At 61.8% G+C, this 21,187-nt stretch carries 18 protein-coding genes; 2 read left to right on the top strand and 16 right to left on the bottom strand.

What is annotated here, in order from left to right:
- Nucleotides 1-74 precede the first annotated feature (74 nt).
- Nucleotides 75-4,088, top strand: coding sequence for a dermonecrotic toxin domain-containing protein (locus J3P85_RS01900; RefSeq protein WP_434704703.1), 4,014 nt, complete (start codon nt 75-77; stop codon nt 4,086-4,088).
- A 63-nt stretch (nt 4,089-4,151) separates the two neighbouring features.
- Here J3P85_RS01900 and J3P85_RS01895 read toward each other — a convergent pair whose 3' ends face one another.
- Nucleotides 4,152-5,054, bottom strand: coding sequence for a LysR family transcriptional regulator (locus J3P85_RS01895; RefSeq protein WP_434704702.1), 903 nt, complete (start codon nt 5,052-5,054; stop codon nt 4,152-4,154).
- A gap of 141 nt (nt 5,055-5,195) precedes the next feature.
- Here J3P85_RS01895 and J3P85_RS01890 point away from each other — a divergent pair, with 141 nt between their 5' ends.
- Nucleotides 5,196-6,452 carry an MFS transporter gene (locus J3P85_RS01890; protein ID WP_434706313.1) on the top strand — a complete coding sequence of 419 codons (1,257 nt, stop codon included), beginning with the start codon at nt 5,196-5,198 and terminating at the stop codon, nt 6,450-6,452.
- A gap of 209 nt (nt 6,453-6,661) precedes the next feature.
- Here the strand turns inward: J3P85_RS01890 and gspM are convergent, their stop codons facing one another.
- The 15 genes from gspM to J3P85_RS01815 form a co-directional block, all read right to left on the bottom strand.
- On the bottom strand, nt 6,662-7,117 hold the full coding sequence (gene gspM / locus J3P85_RS01885; protein ID WP_434704701.1) for a type II secretion system protein GspM: 456 nt from the start codon (nt 7,115-7,117) through the stop codon (nt 6,662-6,664).
- Nucleotides 7,117-8,220 (bottom strand): type II secretion system protein GspL, encoded by a 1,104-nt coding sequence (gene gspL, locus J3P85_RS01880; RefSeq protein WP_434704699.1) that lies wholly within the window; start codon nt 8,218-8,220, stop codon nt 7,117-7,119. Before gspL ends, gspM begins: the two co-directional genes overlap by 1 nt.
- Nucleotides 8,220-9,065, bottom strand: coding sequence for a type II secretion system protein GspK (locus tag J3P85_RS01875; RefSeq protein WP_434704698.1), 846 nt, complete (start codon nt 9,063-9,065; stop codon nt 8,220-8,222). Before J3P85_RS01875 ends, gspL begins: the two co-directional genes overlap by 1 nt.
- Complete coding sequence (locus tag J3P85_RS01870) at nt 9,062-9,595, bottom strand: type II secretion system protein GspJ (RefSeq protein WP_434704697.1); 534 nt, start codon at nt 9,593-9,595, stop codon at nt 9,062-9,064. Before J3P85_RS01870 ends, J3P85_RS01875 begins: the two co-directional genes overlap by 4 nt.
- Nucleotides 9,588-9,974: a type II secretion system minor pseudopilin GspI gene (gene gspI, locus J3P85_RS01865; protein ID WP_434704696.1), complete on the bottom strand. Its 387-nt coding sequence runs from the start codon at nt 9,972-9,974 to the stop codon at nt 9,588-9,590. The genes J3P85_RS01870 and gspI overlap by 8 nt, the downstream gene beginning before the upstream one ends.
- A complete protein-coding gene (gspH, locus tag J3P85_RS01860; protein WP_434704694.1) occupies nt 9,967-10,434 on the bottom strand; it encodes a type II secretion system minor pseudopilin GspH in 468 nt (155 codons plus the stop codon). Before gspH ends, gspI begins: the two co-directional genes overlap by 8 nt.
- 2 nt (nt 10,435-10,436) lie before the next feature.
- Nucleotides 10,437-10,895, bottom strand: a complete 459-nt coding sequence (gene gspG, locus J3P85_RS01855; protein ID WP_434704693.1) for a type II secretion system major pseudopilin GspG — start codon at nt 10,893-10,895, stop codon at nt 10,437-10,439.
- 3 nt (nt 10,896-10,898) lie between these two features.
- Nucleotides 10,899-12,107 (bottom strand): type II secretion system inner membrane protein GspF, encoded by a 1,209-nt coding sequence (gene gspF / locus J3P85_RS01850; RefSeq protein WP_434704692.1) that lies wholly within the window; start codon nt 12,105-12,107, stop codon nt 10,899-10,901.
- A 4-nt stretch (nt 12,108-12,111) separates the two neighbouring features.
- Nucleotides 12,112-13,530, bottom strand: coding sequence for a type II secretion system ATPase GspE (gene gspE / locus J3P85_RS01845; protein ID WP_434706312.1), 1,419 nt, complete (start codon nt 13,528-13,530; stop codon nt 12,112-12,114).
- Nucleotides 13,531-13,580: 50 nt separating this feature from the next.
- Nucleotides 13,581-15,506 (bottom strand): type II secretion system secretin GspD, encoded by a 1,926-nt coding sequence (gene gspD, locus J3P85_RS01840; protein WP_434704691.1) that lies wholly within the window; start codon nt 15,504-15,506, stop codon nt 13,581-13,583.
- A 7-nt stretch (nt 15,507-15,513) separates the two neighbouring features.
- On the bottom strand, nt 15,514-16,041 hold the full coding sequence (locus J3P85_RS01835) for a type II secretion system protein N (protein WP_434704690.1): 528 nt from the start codon (nt 16,039-16,041) through the stop codon (nt 15,514-15,516).
- An 8-nt stretch (nt 16,042-16,049) separates the two neighbouring features.
- Nucleotides 16,050-16,580 carry a cytochrome b gene (locus tag J3P85_RS01830; RefSeq protein ID WP_434706311.1) on the bottom strand — a complete coding sequence of 177 codons (531 nt, stop codon included), beginning with the start codon at nt 16,578-16,580 and terminating at the stop codon, nt 16,050-16,052.
- Nucleotides 16,581-16,646: 66 nt separating this feature from the next.
- A complete protein-coding gene (gbpA, locus tag J3P85_RS01825) occupies nt 16,647-18,110 on the bottom strand; it encodes an N-acetylglucosamine-binding protein GbpA (RefSeq protein WP_434704689.1) in 1,464 nt (487 codons plus the stop codon).
- 332 nt (nt 18,111-18,442) lie between these two features.
- Nucleotides 18,443-19,510 (bottom strand): uroporphyrinogen decarboxylase, encoded by a 1,068-nt coding sequence (gene hemE / locus J3P85_RS01820; protein ID WP_250962292.1) that lies wholly within the window; start codon nt 19,508-19,510, stop codon nt 18,443-18,445.
- 239 nt (nt 19,511-19,749) lie between these two features.
- Nucleotides 19,750-21,168: an FAD-dependent oxidoreductase gene (locus tag J3P85_RS01815; protein ID WP_003196992.1), complete on the bottom strand. Its 1,419-nt coding sequence runs from the start codon at nt 21,166-21,168 to the stop codon at nt 19,750-19,752.
- Nucleotides 21,169-21,187: the final 19 nt, after the last annotated feature.

The raw sequence follows: 21,187 nt of genomic DNA, 5'->3' as shown, positions 1-21,187 counted from the left end.
GGTATCTATTTACCGCTCCTGCGTCGGTTTTCCCCAATAGCTTGTCTTTTCCCAAACTTTCCCAGGAAGAGACTATGTTGGATCACGACTTATCGGGCCAGATCAACGCCTCGCAGCAACGAATGATTAACCTGAGCAAAGCCGCGCCACGGCCTTCTGAGGTCACCCGGCAGCACCTGGACTATTGGCTCAAACGAAGCTTTCCCATCCTGCCGGTCGACATGGCAGTGGACAAGCTGTCCGTGCGTCTATCGCAAAAAGCTCCCATCCCTCAATCGGACGGTGAACCCAACGGGTCAAGCTCCGAACCAACGGATAAAGACATCACCAGCCTTGAGATTTTTTTCTGGCGCGCCATCACCGGCCAGATCGATATCAGCGACAGCTTGGCGGATCTGGATAACCTTGAAATAGTCCAGGAGTTGGACAGTTCCAAGCGAGTGCCCACCCTTCTGAACAGTCATCGGGCGAAAGAAAAATTCCGTCAACTGCTCAATACCACGCCAGTCGCTTATGAACAGCTGCTCACGACGTCGCTGGATAGCTTCTGGGATAGGCCCGCCGCGTTCAGCCAGGGACAAAACGTCAACGGCTGGTTGGCGGACGAACTCGCTACGCAACTCAAGGCACTGGCGGACCTTCATCTACACGACAAGACGCTGAGCCCGCCGATGCACAAGGCGATAATGGATTCGCTGTCGGCGCCGGACGCGGCGTCTCGAAACAAGCTGGCGGAACGTTACAGGCCCTGGGTGTACAGCCTGAGCGCCATCTACCTTGATTGGGGATTGTCCGTTCCGGTGATCAGCGCCGTTACCCTGTCCCGGCACAACGCGGATACGGATTGGGGCGGCGCCGTACTGTACCGTCCCGGTAAGCCGTTGGAGATCTACGAGAATTTGCAGCAACTGAAGACCTCGTTCATAGGCGACAGCGCCGCCGATGAGGTGGAACTCGTGCCGTTGGCGCAAAACTTCCTGACGCGTTTGGTCTCGGACGTGCGGACGGCGCAAAAATCCGCCATTCGCGATGCCTTGTCGGACGACATTGTCGAAGGGGAAAACATCTCCAGTTGGGGGCATCGGCTGGACGCCGCAGCGGACCTGGGTATTCGACTGGATCTGGCTGGCGTCCTGGACGAACGTGAGTTTCGGCTGAAACTGGCAAGCCTGGATCATTGGCTAAACGCCAACCCGCACATCATCGGCAACGACCGCCTGGCATGGTGGAAAGCGACGCAGGCCCTGCAGAACACCATCGCCGATACGCCAGCACCGCCGGACCCAGTGTCAATGGCCACTCCAGAGGCCATTCGAGACCAGGCCCGCACGCTACTCGCCAGCTACATCAAAGAAAAATACCCACCTGCCGACCCTGAAGACATCACCCTGAGCATTCGAAAAGAGACGCTCGATCCGCACGCACCGACGGGCCATTCACCGTTCGGGTCCGGGGTCTCCATGGGCAGTGCGAAAGCGTTCCATGACGACAGGCGCTCCCTGACGGACTGGGCGATATCCAACCTGACAGATGATGAACGCCAGGCAGCTCACCACACCGTGGTCGGCCCGTTGAGCTTCCCGCAGATTGTCGAGGTCATCGAGCGGGCAGACGTGGGTGCGCGCCTTCCGGCAGAGCTGCAACGCATGGCACGGGAGCGACAGAATCAATGGATGAGTGTGAAAGCAAAGCAAATGCGGGCCGAGGTGTGGTCGGCCCACATCTCGGGAGACTTGCGACACGACAAGGACAACACCGGCTTGAAGCTGGTCTTGGCGGCGCTGGATTGCCCTGGATCGGCGGGACGTGACAAGGTCAACGGGCACGAAGTGGTCGTCCGGCAATTGCATTGGGGCAACAGCGTGCTGAAGGACCTGCTTGCGTTCGGAGTGAAGTCATTCGCCAGCCGTCCTTCATTGACCTTGTACACGCCAGGTGCGCCGGACGGAAAGACCTTCAGGGACGTGGATGCATCAGGCAGCGGTCGAGCGCTGCAGACGGCGTTGGCGCAGACCCTCACCGCTACCCCGGAAATGACCCGCTGGCTGATCTCTCAACTTCCGCTGCTGGAGCAAGCCGTACAGCTCGCAAGCCTGTTGCCGGCAGAAGACAACCTGACCATCCACGAAAAAATCAAGAAGGTCACGCAATCGGTTTTCACCTGGACGAAGGACAGGACGCGAAGCGATTTCGCCTTGAAAGTCACTTCACCCGTGGTCGAGGGAGACCTGTTCACGACACTGCATGAAACGCAAATAACCCATGCCCTCAAAACGGTACAGGCCCTGACAGTGACCAACGCCGAACGCGACAGCGCGGCGGCTCGGGAAGGGCGTCGCAACGGTGTAGCCCTGTTGACGGGGGCTATGTCGATGGCCCCGGCAGGCCGCTTGGGTGGGACAGTGGGACGCGCAATTCTACCGACCATGGCAGGCGGTGCCGCCGTCTCGGCGATACAGGATGAAGGCGGTAGCGTCAGCCAGTGGGCAAGCGATTTCATCCGCGGGCTGGGTGAGGTGCTGGCCGAGGGCGGGCAAGATTTGATCATGGCCCGCGCGACGCGGCCCAGAGGCAACGCCTACCCGGCCTTGGCATCGCTGCCTCGCATGCCGGACCCGCGGTTGGAGTCATTCCGACTGAAAGGCTTCGAGGGCAAGGGCCTGGTGCCGGAGGGGCGCGACCGCTATAGGGATTTGCACGGGCAGGGTTATCTGAAACTAGGCAAAGATTATTTCAAGACGGTTTTCCAGGACGGCGAGCAAGTCATCTACGCGCCGAACAACCGCACGGACCAGCGCACAGTGACGTGGGCAAACGGCCAATGGGCCGTTCAGGAGCGTCGGCGTTTGCTCGGCGGTGGTGTGTATTGGAGTCGAACCCAAGAAAGTCCGGAAGACAAGAAACACAACGCCTTGGTGGAAGGGGTCCTGCCCAACGGGCATGACCTCCCCAGTGAAGCAGTCGATGTGATGAAACGTGTGATTCACTCAATGCCCGAAACATTGCTGGACCGCGTACTTCAAGAAAGCATGAACGATATAGGCGCCGCCGATATCGAAAGCTACCGCTTGCACTTGAAACACATCAATCGCCAGAACGCTAAAGATTACGAACCCAAACGTAAACACCTACTTGATAAGCTTGGCATTTGGGATCTTGTCGAACAAACGAGTAATACGCTTCAGAAAGAAAAAAACCTCTCCCTGAGCCTTCCGCAAAAATATCGACTTTATGACACGCTCATCATGCACAAGGAGGAATTCATCCTCGAAGGACGCCTGAAGGCCAGCGCAACTATCCTGCCGGATAACGTAACCGGTGCGAAATACATTGTGATCACCCCAAGAAACGGGCGAAAAAAAGACGCCGTCGACAAAATATCGAAAGACATCAGCGACACAGTCAACATTGTCGAGAAACAGCTGGAATCCAAACTTGACACCTTGTTCCCTGGAGACGAACCCTCCGTGGTTGCTGCAAGAGAGGCCTACATCGAATCACCGGAATATCGAATCGACAATATTGATGAGTTTCGAAAAGAGCGACTGCGCCGACACAAACCCGGGCTACTCACGGAGATCAGGAACTACAAAATTCGCCATATCATCATTAACCGAGGCAGGACACAGCGAAGTGCGCTTCTCACCACCGAAAATGACATCGATACCTTCACCCGCTCGCTCAAAAACTACAGCCCATTCGATATCGAGCTGGTCACCCAAGCCGCCTCCCACAAGGTGACCGGACAAGCAGCCTCTTCTGTTCCAGCCCCTGCCGCGGCGAAGCCCTCGACGGTTATCCCTGAGTACACGGTGACAGTCAGCCCCCTGGCTGACGCGCAGATGTCATATGACAATTTCCCGGCCCCCGCCCGGGCGAAAGTCAGGGAAATCATGGATGACCTCCGAGCCGGCAGAATCACCACTAAAAAAATCAACCGCTATTACTGGTACGACATGGCACAGTTGGCTCCCGGCGGCGGACGGGGCGCATGGCGCGCCGCATTCGAACGTCAAGGCAATACCTGGATTCTCCAGGGCTTCTACGACTATCACGCCACCAGACACGCCACGTTTTGGGGGGACTAAGCCAAGCGCAAGGCCAGCCCCGGGATTTGGGCAAACAGGCGCGGCCTGCATCGAATGCCATCGTTAGGCACTGGATGATTGCGCTCCGTCGGTCAACAGCCCTATGAATGCTTGTGCCATCGGCGAACGCTGGTCCTTGCGCTGGACCAGCCACACCGCCGAGACCGCCGCCGGGTCGAGCAGCGGCCGATAGACCACGCCGTCGATACGCATGCGTTGGTAAGATGCCGGCAGCACCGAGACCCCGAGGCCAGCCGCCACCAGGCCGATGATGGTCATGGCCTCCCCCGCTTCCTGGGCGAAGTGCGGGCTGAAACCGGCGTCGCGGGCCAACGTTAAAAGCTGGGCGTAAAGACCGCTGCCATAGCTTCGCGGGAAAAATACGAAAGGCTCGTGGGCCAGCGCCGACAGGTACAAGCCTTCGTCGCTGCCCTGGGCGAGCGGATGCTTGGCGCTGAGCACGGCTACCAGCGGTTCGCGGCTGAGTTCGATTTCCCTCAGGGTATCGGGCAGGGGCAACGGCCGCATGATGCCCACCTCGATGGCTTCGTCCACCAACGCATCCGATACCTGGGTGCTGCTCATTTCCCGCAGGTTAAGGTGAACGGCCGGGAAGCGTTGACGGAAGGCGAAGATGGCTTGGGGAATGGTCGAGTTGAACGGTGCCGAGGACGTGAAGCCGATCTTGAGTTCGCCTAACTCCCCCAGTTGCGCACGGCGGGCCACGTCGGCGGCCTTGTCGACCTGGGCCAACACCCGTCGCGCTTCTTCAAGGAACAACCGCCCGGCTTCGCTCAATTCGACCCGACGATTGGTACGCTCGAACAGCCGCGCGCCAATCTCCTGTTCCAGTGCCTGGATCTGCTGGCTCAGCGGCGGCTGGGAGATCCCCAGGGCCAGCGCGGCGCGGCCGAAATGCAGTTCTTCGGCAACGGCGATGAAATAACGCAGGTGACGCAGTTCCATGGGGCCGCCCAATAGGTCGTTTAACGTCTTAAACAGGTCGAACAATATATTGGATAGAAACATTAGCCGGCTATATGCTTTTTTCATTGCCTGCCTGATCGTGTCCTTGCGAGGTCCACCGTGAAAACTGCTGTCGCTCCACTGGCCCATGAAATCCCGCCACGCGTGCAGGACAATGTCACCGTCGAACTCAAGGACATCTACATCGAGAAAGGCACGCCGTTGTTCATGCGCACGGTGCTGGCGCTGTTCTGCGGTGGCTTTGCGACCTTCGCCCTGCTGTATTGCGTGCAACCGATGATGCCGCTGCTGTCCAGGGAGTTTTCCATCAACGCGGCGCAGAGCAGCCTGGTCTTGTCGGTGGCGACCGGCCTGCTCGCCGTCGGCCTGTTGATCACCGGTCCGATTTCCGACCGCATCGGCCGCAAATCGGTGATGGTCACGGCGCTGTTCGCCGCGTCGCTGTGCACGATTGCCAGCGCGATGATGCCGACTTGGGAAGGTGTACTGCTGCTACGCGCCTTGGTCGGGCTGTCGTTGAGCGGGTTGGCGGCGGTGGCGATGACTTACCTGAGCGAGGAAATCCACCCCAAGCACATTGGCTTGGCGATGGGGCTGTACATCGCCGGCAACGCCATCGGCGGCATGTGCGGACGCCTGATCGCCGGGGTCTTGATCGACTTCGTCAGCTGGCACACGGCAATGCTGGTGGTAGGTGGCCTGGCGCTGATTGCGGCGGCGGTGTTCTGGCGGATTCTTCCCGAGTCACGCAACTTCCGTCCGCGCTCGTTGCACCCGCGCAGCCTGCTGGATGGGTTCACCCTGCACTTTCGCGATGCCGGGTTGCCGCTGTTGTTTCTCGAAGCGTTCGTGCTGATGGGCGCCTTCGTGACGCTGTTCAACTACATCGGCTATCGCCTGCTGGCCGCGCCTTATCACCTGGATCAGGCCTTCGTCGGGTTGCTGTCGGTGGTGTACCTGTCGGGTATCTACAGCTCGGCAAAAGTCGGTGCACTGGCGGACCAGCTCGGTCGGCGCAAAATGCTCTGGGCGACCATCGCGCTGATGCTCGCTGGCCTCTTGCTGACCATGGCCACGCCGCTGTGGCTGGTGATCCTGGGCATGCTGGTGTTCACCTTCGGTTTCTTCGGCGCCCATTCGGTCGCCAGCAGCTGGATCGGCCGCCGCGCCTTCAAGGCCAAGGGCCAAGCCTCGTCGCTTTATCTGTTCAGCTATTACGCTGGATCCAGCGTTGCAGGGACGGCGGGCGGCGTGGCCTGGCACCTGGGCGGCTGGAACGGGATCGGCCTGTTCATCGGTGGCTTGCTGGTGATTGCGTTGTGGGTGGCGGTGAAGCTGGCGAAATTGCCGTTGTTGCCGGGGAATGTGCAGGTCTAGCCCTCACTTTCACCTCCGGGACAGCGTCGCTACTTTGTGGCGAGGGAGCTTGCTCCCGCTGGGTGGCGCAGCCGCCCCAAAAACAGACACCGCGGTGCAACAGGTAAGCCCTGCAGACCGCTCTACGGCTGCTACGCAGCCGAGCGGGAGCAAGCTCCCTCGCCACAGAAGCTCATATTCTTGATCAAAGTTGTTGTGCAATCAGTCGGTCATTGATGCAAAACCACCCGCGCGCCCAACACACCATTCTCCACCTCCAAGGTCAACGACCGCAGACCCGCCCCCTCCCGCTCTTGTTGATCCAACCACTGCAGCAACGCATTCGCCTCACCACTGACGGCGAGTCGCAACGAGTCGCCGTCGGCCTCCATTTCCGCGATGTCCAACCCCGCCGCTGTCGCACTTGCATTGACGCGCACCGACAAGGGTCGGGTGGCGGCAGTCCTGTGCCGGGAGGGTTCGGCGCGCTGGATCCGGGCGTTCAGTTCGGCTTGTTGGCGATGCTGTCGTTCGGCAACCTCCAGCCGTTGCCGGGTCGGTTGCCAAATCGCGGTGTAGGCCAGCGCCACCGACAACAATCCGGCAAGCCCCAGCAACAAACCTTGCTCTCGGCGCGAAAGGTTTCCCCAGGCCTGTTTCAAGACCCGCCATCCATCGACGTTCATCAACTGCTCTCCAGTGTGAGGATGGCCTGCACGCGGTTGTTTTGCTTGCTGGCGCTGCCCAGGGTGACGGGCAATCCGTTTTGCTGTCCGCGTTCACGCAGTTGTTCAAGCTCGACAAAACTGTTCGCCGTCAGCTGGATTTTCCAGCCATCGCCTTCGCGAAAATCGATGCGCTGCACCTCAACGTTGCTGGCACCGATGACCTGCTCGGTCAGACGGGTCAGACGCGCAACCTGAGTATCCGGACCTGGCCCACGACGGCTCTGCAACGCCTGGAACTGCGCCGCCAGGTCGACGATCCGCTCCTGCTCCGGATACAACGACCTGAATCGCTGTTCGCTTTGGACGTACAGACGCCGGGTTTCACTTTCAAGAAAGCCTATGCGCGCTTCACTGAAGGCCCAGGTGAGCATCAGCGCGCCGAGCGCAGCCACCGAAGCGCCCCGCCACGGCAGCGGTTGGCGGCGCCGACGGAACTCGCCCTGCAACAGGTCAATGGGATGTCCGCACGTGCTCAACAGCCACTCATCGATGCCTTGGCGATCACGGTCCTCGTCCAGCCAGTGCATCTCCTCAGGCAAGCCAGGCTTGAGCGTTGCCAAGCCTTGTACCGACAACGACATCCGCGCCGACAGCCCTCCACCCAACAGCCAGCGCCCGAACCAGCGCACCCCAAACGCCTGGTCATCAGCAATCAGATCAGCATCGACATGCACCGCACGGGTATCGATGCCTTGTTCGGCGAGCAGCGCCAACAGCGCCTGGAACCGGTCTCGCGCCGTCACCATCAGCGGATAGCGGTGCTGACGATCCCGCGGGCCGATGCTGATGTGCAGCGCCTCCAGGTTTTCACTCAGTTGCTCTTCGATGGCGAATGCGAGGGCCTGGGGCCGGGGCTGGCGTCGAGACGGCCACGGATCGCTGCGCAACCAACTGCACATTTCCATTGGCAACAGCACATCGACGGGCCGGCCGTTCAGCTCGCCGGCCGCCTCGTGCAACGGCAGGCGACGACGCTCACCGGTTGGCGACCACACGCAGCACGGCCAGTTGGCGCAAGGCGCGTCCAGGCCTTCGGCGGTCAAGTAAAGCCAGGCTTTCATCAAGGAAACTCGCTGGGACTGAAGGGTAAGAAACGACGCTGACGAACCGTCCAGCGCCCACTAACAGAATCGCGCTCGATATCCGAGGCCAGGCGCAGACGGCTGTCGCCATGGATCACGCTCACCGTGATTCGAAACCAGCGGCTGCCCACGCCCAACCCATGGCTGTTGAGGCCGACTCCGGACAGCAACGGGTCGTTAGTAAACGCCTGCACGCTGGCGTATGGCGCGTGACGACGCTGGTTGATCAATGCCTGGGTGGGCCCGGCTTCCATCCCATCGAGGGTCCTCAGCACACGCTGCGAGGCGGTATTGATGTTCAGCCGCGCGTCCGTGGGCAGCAACACCACCCAGGGTTCCAGGCGCCGCAGCGTCTGGCCGTCGACGCCCGGCAGCAGACGCAGTTGACTCAACTCCTGCACCGGCCCGACCTGAGGCAACGTCAGTGACGGCAGATCCAGCAAGGCCAGCAGGCGACTCCAGCGACCGAGGCTGACCTGATCGATTTGCCCCAGCGCCAGCAACGTGTTGAGATTCAGGCGCCCGGACAAATCCTCGATAGCGATGCGCAGCTCGGCGCCGTCCACCTCCAACACGGGCTCGAGCCGAGCCCAATCCTGGCTCAGGTCAACGGGCCCGGACGACGTGATCCCACTGCCTTCCAACACCACCCGCGCCCAGTCTTCCCCCGCCAACCCCAATTGCCGCAACTGGACCTGTTGCAGTTGCTGCGCGCTGCTGTGCAACAACAGGCGATGGCTGCGCAACAGGCCACCGACCAGCAGCAAGGCCAGGCTCAGCACCAGCAGCACGCTGATCAGCGCCACGCCGCGTTGGCGCCTCATGGCAGCGCCTCTGGCAACAGCAACACTCGACGGATCTGCTCGAAACGCCCCGCCGACACGATCAATTCCAGCGCCAGCGGCGCGCTGCCCTTCACGGTTTCGCGGTGCCAGCCCCGCTGGCGGTCGAACACGCGCCAGCTCAGGCTGTGGACGTCGTCGAGCAACTTCTGCCGCTGCGCAAGCGTCGTGCCTTCACCGACACTCTCGCGCCATAACGCACCGCCCTGGAGCTGATAGCTCACCGCTTGCCGTTCGCTGCGCGGCTGGTCCAATGGGTTGCGCCAATGGCTGCGCTGCAACCGCAAGTGCCCCGGCGCGAGCACGACCGAGTCGACAACCGCCTGCCACACATCCCGCTCGATCACGCCGACAGCACGCTGCAAGGCCCGGATGTCGCGCTCATGCTGACCGGCTCCCTGCTGGGTCCGCACGACGCCATCGAACAACCGCCAACTGGCCAGGCCGAGCAAGGCAAAAATGCCGATGGCGATGACCAGCTCCAACAAGGTGAAACCCGACTGCTTATTCATGATGGCTTCGGATCCACCCGATGGTGCGGTACGCGACGGTCGCGCTGTCGCCGCGGCTAACCTGGATCTCGACCTGCAACAGCCGCCCATCACGGGCCGGGGCGATCCGCTGTTGCAAGACCCAATCGCGGCGATCAAGGTGCCGGCTCAGTCGCTGTTGTCCGGGCGGTGTGACGGCTTGCAGGCGCAGTTCGCTCAACTGATTGTCCGCCAGCCAGGCGCCGAACAGACGGTCCTCCAGACCAGCGCTTTGCTTGAGCACAAACTGGCTGGCCGAAAGCACGGCCGCCGCCAGCGTCGCGAAAATCGCCAGGGCAATCATGACTTCCAGCAGCGTGAAGCCCTGGCAACCGGCGGCCTGCCTGAGCGCATTACTCATCGATCAGCAGCTCCGCCAGGCCATCGCTCGAGACCCGGGCAATCGACTGGCCAGCGACTTTGATCAGCAGCCTGAACGGGCTGATCTCGTCACTGCTGAGCATCAGCAATTGCGGCGGGCCTTGAACGTCGTCGAGGCGCAGGACATGACCCTCCTGCTCCAGCCCGAGCGTCAGGCCCTCGGGCAAGCGATGCAACGCCGATACCGCCGTCCAGTCCTGGGCTTCGAGCCGCAACGCCTGATAACCGTCGGGCTGCACACGCACCCCGTATTCCTGCCCATCCAACACCGCCCGCTCGCGCAACTGCTGCACCACCGCGACGAAGTCCCGCGCCTGCTGCCGGGCCTCCCGGGCCGGACTCGACCCCGTGGCGAAGCGGACCATACCCGCCAGGACGCCGATCAAGACGATGACCACCATCAGCTCCAGCAAGGTGAAACCCCGACAACGATGCTGCATGTTCATTCGGCCCAATTGCCGATGTCGGCCGCCATCCCTTCACCGCCCAGTACGCCATCGGCGCCCAGGGAGTAGAGGTCATAGCTGCCATCGACAGACTTGTGCCCAGGGTTGAGGTACTGGTAGGGCGTACCCCAGGGGTCGATCGGCAGGCTTTTCAGATAACCCTGGGGGTTCCAGTTCCTAGCGGCGGGCGTGCCGGACGGGCGCTTGCTCAACGCCTCCAGGCCTTGTTGGGTCGAGGGGTACTGGAGGTTGTCGAGACGGTACATTTCCAGGGCCGTGGAGATTGCCTGGATGTCGGTACGGGCGGCCGTGACCTTGGCCTGGTCGGGTCGGCTCATGAACTGCGGCACCACGATGGCGCCCAGCACGCCAATGATGACCACCACCACCATGATTTCGATCAGGGTAAAGCCGCGTTGTTGATGACGTGCGGATCGGTTGCTTTGGAGTTTCATCGGTCAATTCACCAATTGGTTGAGGCTCAGGATCGGTAGGAGGATGGCCATGACAATCAGCAGCACGACGCCGCCCATCAACACCAACATGGCCGGTTCGAATAGGCTCACCACCAGCGCGATACGCGCCGCGAGGCTGGCCTCCTGTTGTTCGGCGGCCCGGGCGAGCATGTTGTCGAGTTCGCCGGCCCGCTCACCGCTGGCGATCATGTGCAGCATCAACGGCGGGATATCGCCGCCCTGCTCCAGGCCACGCGTAAGCGTCCCGCCTTCGCGGACCGAACGGGCGACGTCGGCCATGCGGGCGCGGATCGTCAGGTTGCCGATCACCTGCGCGGCGATGTGCAAGGCATCCACCAACGGCACCGCGCTTTTGCTCAGGATCGCCAGGGTGCTGGCAAATCGCGCCGCCTCCATCGCCCGCAGCACTTCGCTCAACACCGGCAGCCGCAACAGCAAACGATGCCAGCGCAGGCGCCACGCCGGCTGGCGCAGGCTCCAGCGCCACAGCCCGAACAGCCCGGCCAGCGCACCGAGCATCAACAGGCCATAGCGGCGCAAGCCATCGCTCACGGCGATCAGCGCCTGGGTCAGCCAAGGCAACGGCTGGCCGCTGTCGATGAAAATCTTCACCACATCCGGCACCACGTAGCCCAGCAGGAAGCCAACAATCGCGACACAAGCCAACATAAGGATCAGTGGATACACCAACGCCAGTTGGATGCGCTGGCGCGATGCTTGCCGCGCTTGGGTGTAGCTCGCCAGCTGTTCCAACACTTGCCCCAGGTGCCCGGATTGCTCGCCCGCCGCGACCGTGGCACAGAACAGCTCGGGGAACGCCTGGGGAAAGGCCCTCAGGGCCGTCGCCAATGCGTGGCCTTCCATCACCCGGCTGCGCACCGCCGCCAGCAGGTGGGCGACGCGGCGCTTCTGGCTCTGTTGCGCCACCGCTCCCAGGGATTCTTCGAGGGGCAGGCCGGCCTGGATCAAGGTGGACAACTGCAACGTCAGCAATGCCAGATCTGCCGGGCTCAAACGCGCTCCGGCATGTCGCCCGCCCAAGGTCCGCGGTTCCTTGGCTTCAGCCAGTTCGCTGGGCAGCAAGCCGCGCTCGCGCAGCAACTGGCGAGCATGGCGCGGGCTGTCGGCTTCCACACGGCCCTTGCAGCGGCGGCCCTGGGCGTCTTCGGCCCGATAGTCGAAGGTCGGCATGGTGCTAATCCTCCTGGGTGATGCGCAGCAGCTCGTCGACGCTGGTCAGGCCTTCCAGCACCCGCTGGCGACCGTCCTGGAACAGGCTGCGGGAGGTCTTGCGCGCCTCGGCGGCCAGCGCCTGCTCGGTGGCGCCCTGGTGGATCAGTTGCGACAGCGCGGCGCTGACATTCACCAGCTCATAGATCCCGAAGCGCCCGCGATAGCCTTTCTGGCATTGCTCGCAGCCCTGGGCCTTGAACAACCGGGGCGCGGCAGTGGCGTCGAGGCCCAGCCGCCGGCAGGTGGCGGCGTCAGCCACATAGGGCGTCTTGCAGGACGGGCACAGACGACGCAGTAAGCGCTGGGCGACGATGCCAGCCAGGGACGACGCCAGCAGATAGGCATCCACGCCCATGTCCACCAGCCGCGTGACGGCGCCGACGGCGGTGTTGGTGTGCAGGGTCGAGAGCACCAGGTGCCCGGTCAGCGACGCCTGGACGGCGATTTCGGCGGTCTCGCGGTCGCGTATTTCACCCACCATCACCACGTCTGGGTCCTGGCGCAAAATGGCCCGCAAACCGCGGGCGAAGGTCATGTCGACTTTCGGGTTGACCGGCATCTGGCCGATGCCCGGCAGGTGATATTCGATGGGGTCTTCGACAGTGAGAATGTTGCGGCTCTGGTCATTGATGCTGCTCAGCGCCGCGTACAGGCTGGTGGTCTTCCCCGACCCCGTAGGCCCGGTGACCAGCACGATGCCGTGGGGCTTGCCGAGCAACTGGCGCAGACTCGCCAGGGTGTCGTCGGGCAGGCCCAGGCGTTGCAGCTCCAGGCGCCCGGCCTGCTTGTCGAGCAGGCGCAACACCACGCGCTCGCCATGGGCCGAAGGCAGGGTCGAGACCCGCACATCGACTTCGTGCCCGGCCAGGCGCAAGGCCATTCGCCCATCTTGGGGCACGCGTTTTTCGGCGATGTCCAGACGCGCCATGACCTTGATCCGCGACACCAGCAGGTTCGCCAGTTCCCGGCGCGGCCGGAGCATTTCCTGCAACTGACCGTCGATGCGCATGCGCACCGACAGGTACTGCTCGAACGTTTCCAGGTGCACGTCCGAGGCGTGCTCGCGGACGGCCTCGCTGAGCAAGGCATTGATCAGGCGGATGATCGGCGCATCGCCCTGCTGCTCCAGCAGGTCGGTGGTCTGCGGCATCTGGTCGGCCAGGCTGAGCAGGTCCAGTTCCTCGTCCAGGCCTTGGGCGACCTGTTCGGCGGCACTCTGGCCCTGGCGATAGACGCTGGCAAGGCGCGCAGCGAACTGTGCCGGTTCCAGTATCTGGATCGGCAAGTCCCGCCCGCACAGACGCCGCACTTCGGCCACGGCGGTGAGCGGTGTATCGCGGCGCATGACCAGGCTCAACGTCGGCCCCGCGCCTTCCAGCATCACGCCCAGGCGCCTGGCGAAACCAAAGGGCAACGGGGCTTGCGGGTCAGTCACAGGGCACCCGAGCGCTGTTGCGGATCGATCGCCGGTGCATCGGTGGATGACTCGAACAACTGGTGGGCATCCCGGGGCAGCAGCAGCGAATTGTTTTTTCGCGAGCCGGGTTTGCTCAGCTCCCGGAGCGCGTCGTAGCGCTGGCGGCTGACCTCGGCCAGGTCTTCGTTGCTGCGCACGATGGTCGGGCGCAGGAACACCATCAGGTTGCTCTTGGTCTGGGTGTCGCGGTTCCAGCGAAACAACGCACCCAAATACGGAATGCTGCGTAACAGCGGCACACCGCTTTGCTGGGTGCGGACACTGTCGCGGATCAGGCCGCCGATCACGATGATCTCGCCATCGTCCGCCAGGATCGTGCTCTTCAAGGCGCGCTTGTTGGTGATCAGGTCGGAGGAGTCCACGCCGGAAACAGACGGCGCGATGTCCGAAACCTCCTGCTCCACTTCCAGGCGCAAGGTCGAGCCTTCGTTGATGTAGGGCTTGACCTTGAGGCTGATGCCGACGTCCTTGCGCTCCACGGTGGTGAACGGGTTGTCCGCGCCGTTGCCACTGGTGGCGTAGGAGCCCGTCTTGAACGGGACGTTCTGGCCCACGATGATTTCCGCTTCCTGGTTATCCAGGGTCAGCAGGCTGGGGGTGGACAGCAGGTTGCTGTGAGTGTTGCTCGCCAGCGCCGAGATCAGCGCACTGAAGCGGTCGCCGCCCAGCCGCAGGATCGCACCTTCCGGTCCTTTATCCAGCTCACTGAGGTTCAGGTTGCCGATGATCGGGATGTCGGTACCCGGAAAGTTGATAAACCCGGTCGCGCCGCCTCTGTCGAGGCCCCACTGCACGCCCAAGGCTTCGGTAATGTCCCCGGAAACCTCCACGATGGCCGCGTGGATAAGCACTTGGGCCCGAGGTTGATCCAGTTCACGAACGATGTTTTCGATGATACGAATCTGGGCCGGGTCGGCAATCAGCACCAGGGCATTCTGGCTTTCATCGGCCTTGATCATGAACGGGCGGGTGGCGGCAATGTCTCGCTGGCCAGCGAGTGCCGGCGTGGTTTTTTTATCCTGCCCGACGCCTTCCAGCACTTCGGCCAATTGCTTGGCATCGCTGTGGCGCAGGCGGATGACCCGGGCGTTGTCCTGGGATGCCGCAGCCGGGACATCCAGGCTCTGGGCCAGGTCGACCAGGCGCTGGCGCACCGTCGGCGGGCCGATGATCACCAGTCGATTGCTGCGGGCATCAGCGATCACCACGCCCGCCATGTCACCCTCGCGCTTGCCTAGGGAGGCTTCCATTAGCGGCGCGATGTCCCCGGCCTGGGCATGCCGCAACCGCACCGCCACATGATTGCGGTTGCGCCCTGAGTCCAACTGCCGAACCACGTCGGCGAGGCGCTGGACATTGGCAGCGGTGTCGGTGACCACCAGGGCATTGGACGATACCGAAGGGCCGACGTAACCATTGGCCGACACCAGGGGCCGGATCAACCCGGCGACGTCGGCGGCGATGCTTGATTGCAGGTCCAGGACCCGGGTGACGAACTGCGACGGCGTGGCGCTTTTTGCATCCGCGATTGCGGCTCGCGTCTTGGCATCGCTGACCGGCATGATCAGGATGCGCTCGCCCTCGTCGATCACCGTGAAGTTATGCGCATCGAGGACCGAATAGAACAACCGACGCACGCCTTCGCGGTCCAGCGCCTCGCGGGACATGACGGTAATGCGTCCTGAGACTCTGGGATCGAGCACCACGGTCTTGCCGAGGATCGCTGAGAACTCCTCGACCACGTCGCGCAGTTCTGCGTTGTTCATTGCCAATTGCCAGCGAGTCTCTTCGGCTTGCAGTGCACTGGCGAACACCAATGGGCAGGACACGGCAACACAGAACAGGACGCGCGATACACGATCCCGGATAAAGCTATTCATGATTCGATCACTCTGATTGCCCCGCCACCGGGCGTAGGTATTGCGAGGAATGCAGCGCGGCATGGCGCCCGTCTTCGAGGCCCAACCGACGCAGCACGGGCTTGGCCGCGGGTTGCAAGGCCAACCGTTCTTCCCGGCCATTGCGCCACAACGTCACATGACTGGCCTCGACCCGGCGCAGCACGCTGCCACCGGGCAAGCGCTCGCCGACCTGGTACACACGCGGGCCGGCAGCGTCCGCCAGCAACGCCCGGGACAATCCCTGGTCGACAACAAAACTGGCTTGCAAGGTAATGGGCTCGGCGCTCGGCGCCTGGGCACCTTCAGGCGCCAGGCCGAGCACGGTCGCCACCGCTTGCACGTTGGGCAAGTCACGGGCCGGCGCCACCGGCGAGTCGGCGACTACCGGCACGTTACGGTCCAATGCCTGGCGAAAACGCCACTCTTGCCCCGCCAGGAATACGCCGTAGAGCAGCGGCACCAGCACCAGTGCCAATTTCGGCAAACGGTTGCCGGCCCACAAAGACAGGCTCACCTTTGCGCTCACTGGAGCGTGCCCGCAGGCTTGGCGAAGAACATTCGCCGCACCACCCTGCGTCCGGAAAGCTCATGCCAGAGCACGGCGCACAGATGCAGCGCGACCAGCAGCGAAAGCACCATGCACGACAGTGCGTGGACGGTGTTGGCCAGCTCGATCAATACCGGATCAGCCAATGGCTGGGGGAATCGAACGAGGCCAAAGACATTGATGGCGCTTTTCATCATCAGCACGCCAGTCACCAGCACGACGCCGATGACCAGATAGATCAGCGCATGCACAGCAAAGGCCAGCCTTTTGTCCCCTGCAAGCGCCGCCCCACGGGACTTCTGCTCGCAAACAAACAGCCAGGCCCGCCACAGGAAAAACGGAATGAACAGCGTCGTCAGCGACACGTTGAGTGACCCGACCCAATGCTCGGTCGAAGCCGAGACAGGGTTGAACGCCACATAAAAACCGGACGCCAACGCCCATAAAATAATGGCCGCCGACAACCAGTGCAGCAGCACCCGTCGCCTGGAGTAATGGATAGACATCACTGCGTCCTCGTGTGAAAGCCCCAGGCAACCCGTACGGATCGGCTGGGGCCATGCTTGTAGGACTTACAGCTTGTCCCAGGCGCTCTGCCAGGACGCACCGACACCAGGCTCAAAGCCGTTCGCTGTCGGGGAGTACTGCTTGCAGTAGCCGGACGCGGGGAACGGCTTGCATTCGAAGACTTCGTCAGTCTTGGGCTGCAACACTTTCGTACCGGCGGTGTAGTCGCTGATGCCTTCAGGGAACACGAAGTCGTATTCGATACCCGCGCCTTCGCCGGTCAGAGTGACCGACTTGGTATCCTGGCGAGTAGTACGCCCGTCTTCGGTGGTACCCACCAGCGTCAGGGTATGAACCCCCGGGGCGCTGCGCACGTCCAGGCTCAGCCCGGTGCTGCCTTCACCCACCTTGCTCACGACACCCACTTGCTTGTTCTTCTCATCGAACAACGTGGCTTCGAGGTTCATCCGGCGGTTTGTCTGTGCGGTGAACGCCATGCTGACCCGACCTTTGTCGAGTACGTACTCCGGCTGCAGGGAGGAAATCCCCATGCTGGCGCCGGCGTCTTCCTGCATTTCCAATTGCACTTCATAGCGGGTCACACCGCTTTCTTTCTGGGCATAGAGGCTGTTGGGGCCCTTGATCGGCGTGATATTGCCGTCTTCGTCACGAATGCCGGCACGAATGAGGGGATAGGCACTGTTGAGGGCCTCGGCCAATTTGAACGACCAGTTTTCAGCCTTGCCTTCCTCAGCGTTGTCGATGCTGATCTGCAGGCTGTACTCGGCATTTTCGCCGGAGGCGGAAAATGCCCGGGCCTTGACCTTGTCACCCACCAGGAGTTGGGTCGATGGCGCAATACTGCCCACCGGCGACCAGCCACCCGGCAACGCGGCTTCGGCGAGGATGTTCACATCCACCGGGTTGTAGAAGGCGGCATCGGTATCACCCACTGTCCAGACACCCAGGATGACGTGATGACCCGATTTACTGTCCGGAATGACACAGTTGTGCGGGGCTCCGCTCACCGGGAGTTGATTACCGCCATCCACCGTGCAGAACGGTGTGCTGTCGAACGAGGCACGCTTGAGCACTTCGTTCGGGTTCCAGCCGTCGCGGGTAATGAAATATTCGTGTTTGGTCGCCGGGTGCGCGGCGGAGTAGTGCCATTGAAAGATAATGTTGCGGTCCCTGATTTCGGTCAGGTGCCAGCGCGAAGACGATTGCGCATCGAGTGCAGAAAAGTTGACGTTGCCGCCGCTGGCGATTTTACCGTCGATAGGGCCCTGCAACGGCCCGCCGCCTGCACCATTCGGGAAGCCCTTGAAGGTTTCGCCGGTACTCTGCGGTTCGTATTGCGCCCCGCCACAGTTCAAATTGACGCCTTGCTGGCACAACAGTGCCCGGGAAGGCGGTACTTGAACGAAACCATGGGCCAGCACACTTTGCGATGCAGCCATGGCCGACAACAGAACTAATGAAGACGCACACCCCGTTAATACATTGCCCTTATTGAAGTTATTTTTCATATAAATTCCAGACTAATCATCAAAATGAAAGACGCGTCACCGCCTGCTTGAAAGGCGCGCCAGACTGCTCAGCGCCCGCCCTTACAAGTGCCCGGAACCTTATAGAAACTTAAGGATTCTCTATGTAGGATAAATCTCTCAACATGGAAGGAATGATCTCTGATTCGATTTCCCTTACATAATTAGAGAAACATCTTACGAACAAAAATCCCCAACAAACAAAAGCAAACAAATACACCCAAAAAATAATCGACTGGTTATAGATTGAACGGTTAACCGCGGACAAAAAAAAGCCTGTCCGGCACGGGTCCGGACAGGCTGGGTGACGGGGATCAAACGTGGTATTGCGCCGACAACTCATGCACCGCCCGCAGGAAGGCACCGGCGTGTTCCGGGTCGACTTCCGGGGTGATGCCGTGGCCGAGGTTGAACACATGGCCGCTGCCACTGCCGTAGCTGGCCAGGATCCGCCCGACTTCAGCGCGGATCGCTTCAGGCTTGGCGTAGAGCACGGTCGGGTCCATGTTGCCTTGCAGCGCAACCTTATGGCCAACGCGCTCACGAGCGTTGCCGATGTCGCAGGTCCAGTCCAGGCCCAGGGCGTCGGCGCCGGTATCGGCGATGCTTTCCAGCCACAGGCCACCGTTCTTGGTGAACAGGATCACTGGGACTTTGCGGCCTTCGTGCTCGCGGATCAGGCCGCTGACGATTTTGCGCATGTAGGCCAAGGAAAACTCCTGGTACGCCGCCGCCGACAGGTTGCCGCCCCAGGTATCGAAAATCTGCACCGCTTGCGCACCGGCCATGATCTGGCCGTTGAGGTAGGACGTGACCGACTGCGCCAGCTTGTCCAGCAACAAGTGCATGGCTTGCGGGTTGTCGTAGAGCATCGCCTTGGTCTTGCGGAAGTCCTTCGACGAGCCGCCTTCGACCATGTAGGTCGCGAGGGTCCACGGGCTGCCGGAGAAACCGATCAGCGGCACACGGCCGTTGAGTTCACGGCGAATGGTGCTGACCGCATCCATGACGTAGCCCAGGTCCTTCTGCGGATCGGGAATCGGCAGGGCTTCGATGTCGGCCAAGGTACTGACGACTTTCTTGAAGCGCGGGCCTTCTCCGGTCTCGAAGTACAGGCCTTGGCCCATGGCATCGGGAATGGTGAGGATGTCGGAGAACAGGATCGCCGCGTCCAACTGCGGGTAACGGTCCAGCGGCTGCATCGTGACTTCGCAGGCGAACTGCGGGTTCATGCACAGGCTCATGAAGTCGCCCGCCTTGGCGCGGCTGGCGCGGTATTCCGGCAGATAGCGACCGGCCTGGCGCATCATCCACACCGGGGTGACGTCTACGGGTTGCTTGAGCAGGGCGCGAAGGAAACGGTCGTTCTTCAGGGCAGTCATGTCGGCATCCGGAAAAAAAGTGCGGGCATTTTCTCAGAGCGCGACGTAAAAGGCACGGCAAGAGCCGTGCCTTTTATCTATCGGGGCAATTTGTCGCGGTGCAACACAGTCTTCTAACACCACAAAACAACTGTGGGAGCGAGCTTGCTCGCGATAGCGGCTTGTCAGCCAATACATCTGGCGACTGATCTACCGCTATCGCGAGCAAGCTCGCTCCCACAGGGTTGGGTGTCGTTCGGTCAGACTTGTAGGTAATCCAGGATCCCTTCCGCCGCATTGCGGCCTTCGAAGATCGCCGTCACCACCAGGTCGGAACCCCGGACCATGTCGCCACCGGCGAAGATCTTCGGGTTGCTGGTCTGGTGTTTGTACTGGCCCTGCTCCGGTGCCACGACACGGCCCTGGCTGTCGGTCTGGATGCTGAACTGCTCGAACCACGGCGCCGGGCTCGGGCGGAAGCCGAAAGCGATGACCACGGCGTCGGCCGGGATGATCTCTTCGGAGCCCGGGATCGGCTCGGGGCTACGGCGGCCACGGGCGTCCGGCTCGCCGAGACGGGTCTCGACCACCTTCACGCCTTCGACCTTGTCTTCACCGACAATGGCGATCGGCTGGCGGTTGTAGAGGAACTTCACGCCTTCTTCCTTGGCGTTCTTCACCTCTTTGCGCGAGCCGGGCATGTTCGCTTCGTCACGACGATAGGCGCAGGTCACCGACTTGGCGCCCTGGCGAATCGACGTGCGATTGCAGTCCATCGCCGTGTCGCCACCGCCGAGCACCACGACCTTCTTGCCCTTCATGTCGACGAAATCTTCCGGCGACTTTTCGAAGCCCAGGTTGCGGTTGACGTTGGCGATCAGGAAATCCAGCGCGTCGTAGACGCCCGGCAGGTCCTCACCGGCAAAGCCGCCCTTCATGTAGGTGTAGGTGCCCATGCCCATGAAGACCGCATCGTATTCTTCGAGCAGTTGCTCCATGGTCACGTCCTTGCCCACCTCGGTGTTCAGGCGGAACTCGATGCCCATGCCGGTGAAGACTTCGCGGCGATTGCTCAGCACGGTCTTTTCCAGCTTGAACTCGGGAATGCCGAAGGTCAGCAGACCGCCGATTTCCGGGTTCTTGTCGAACACCACCGGGGTCACGCCACCGCGTACCAGTACGTCGGCACAGCCCAGGCCCGCCGGGCCCGCGCCGATGATCGCCACGCGCTTGCCGGTCGGCTTGACCTTGGACATGTCCGGACGCCAGCCCATGGCGAACGCGGTGTCGGTGATGTATTTCTCCACCGAACCGATGGTCACCGCGCCAAAACCGTCGTTGAGGGTGCAAGCACCTTCACATAGACGATCCTGGGGGCACACCCGGCCGCAGACTTCCGGCAGGGTGTTGGTCTGGTGGGACAATTCGGCGGCCTGGAGGATGTTGCCCTCGGCCACCAGTTTCAACCAGTTGGGAATGAAGTTGTGCACCGGGCACTTCCATTCGCAGTACGGGTTACCGCAACCCAGGCAGCGGTGAGCCTGGTCGGCCGACTGCTGGGGTTTGAAAGGCTCGTAGATCTCCACGAACTCTTTCTTGCGTTGACGCAACAGTTTCTTCTTCGGATCCTTGCGCCCGACATCGATGAACTGGAAGTCGTTATTCAGACGTTCAGCCATTGTTAAAACCTCATCAAAC

The sequence above is a fragment of the Pseudomonas sp. Z1-12 genome (genome assembly GCF_051132015.1).
In the GTDB taxonomy this organism is placed as follows: Bacteria; Pseudomonadota; Gammaproteobacteria; order Pseudomonadales; family Pseudomonadaceae; genus Aquipseudomonas; species Aquipseudomonas zanjanensis.
This window is presented reverse-complemented; position numbering and strand designations above follow the sequence as displayed.

What these genes read in the sequence shown, in the direction of transcription:
- J3P85_RS01900 (WP_434704703.1), top strand. Translation starts at nt 75, where the DNA reads ATGTTGGATCACGACTTATCGGGCCAGATCAACGCCTCGCAGCAACGA.
- J3P85_RS01895 (WP_434704702.1), bottom strand. Translation starts at nt 5,054, where the DNA reads ATGGAACTGCGTCACCTGCGTTATTTCATCGCCGTTGCCGAAGAACTG.
- gspM (WP_434704701.1), bottom strand. Translation starts at nt 7,117, where the DNA reads ATGAACGTCGATGGATGGCGGGTCTTGAAACAGGCCTGGGGAAACCTT.
- gspL (WP_434704699.1), bottom strand. Translation starts at nt 8,220, where the DNA reads ATGAAAGCCTGGCTTTACTTGACCGCCGAAGGCCTGGACGCGCCTTGC.
- J3P85_RS01875 (WP_434704698.1), bottom strand. Translation starts at nt 9,065, where the DNA reads ATGAGGCGCCAACGCGGCGTGGCGCTGATCAGCGTGCTGCTGGTGCTG.
- J3P85_RS01870 (WP_434704697.1), bottom strand. Translation starts at nt 9,595, where the DNA reads ATGAATAAGCAGTCGGGTTTCACCTTGTTGGAGCTGGTCATCGCCATC.
- gspI (WP_434704696.1), bottom strand. Translation starts at nt 9,974, where the DNA reads ATGAGTAATGCGCTCAGGCAGGCCGCCGGTTGCCAGGGCTTCACGCTG.
- gspH (WP_434704694.1), bottom strand. Translation starts at nt 10,434, where the DNA reads ATGCAGCATCGTTGTCGGGGTTTCACCTTGCTGGAGCTGATGGTGGTC.
- gspG (WP_434704693.1), bottom strand. Translation starts at nt 10,895, where the DNA reads ATGAAACTCCAAAGCAACCGATCCGCACGTCATCAACAACGCGGCTTT.
- gspF (WP_434704692.1), bottom strand. Translation starts at nt 12,107, where the DNA reads ATGCCGACCTTCGACTATCGGGCCGAAGACGCCCAGGGCCGCCGCTGC.
- gspE (WP_434706312.1), bottom strand. Translation starts at nt 13,530, where the DNA reads ATGCTGGAAGGCGCGGGGCCGACGTTGAGCCTGGTCATGCGCCGCGAT.
- gspD (WP_434704691.1), bottom strand. Translation starts at nt 15,506, where the DNA reads ATGAATAGCTTTATCCGGGATCGTGTATCGCGCGTCCTGTTCTGTGTT.
- J3P85_RS01830 (WP_434706311.1), bottom strand. Translation starts at nt 16,580, where the DNA reads ATGTCTATCCATTACTCCAGGCGACGGGTGCTGCTGCACTGGTTGTCG.
- gbpA (WP_434704689.1), bottom strand. Translation starts at nt 18,110, where the DNA reads ATGAAAAATAACTTCAATAAGGGCAATGTATTAACGGGGTGTGCGTCT.
- hemE (WP_250962292.1), bottom strand. Translation starts at nt 19,510, where the DNA reads ATGACTGCCCTGAAGAACGACCGTTTCCTTCGCGCCCTGCTCAAGCAA.
- J3P85_RS01815 (WP_003196992.1), bottom strand. Translation starts at nt 21,168, where the DNA reads ATGGCTGAACGTCTGAATAACGACTTCCAGTTCATCGATGTCGGGCGC.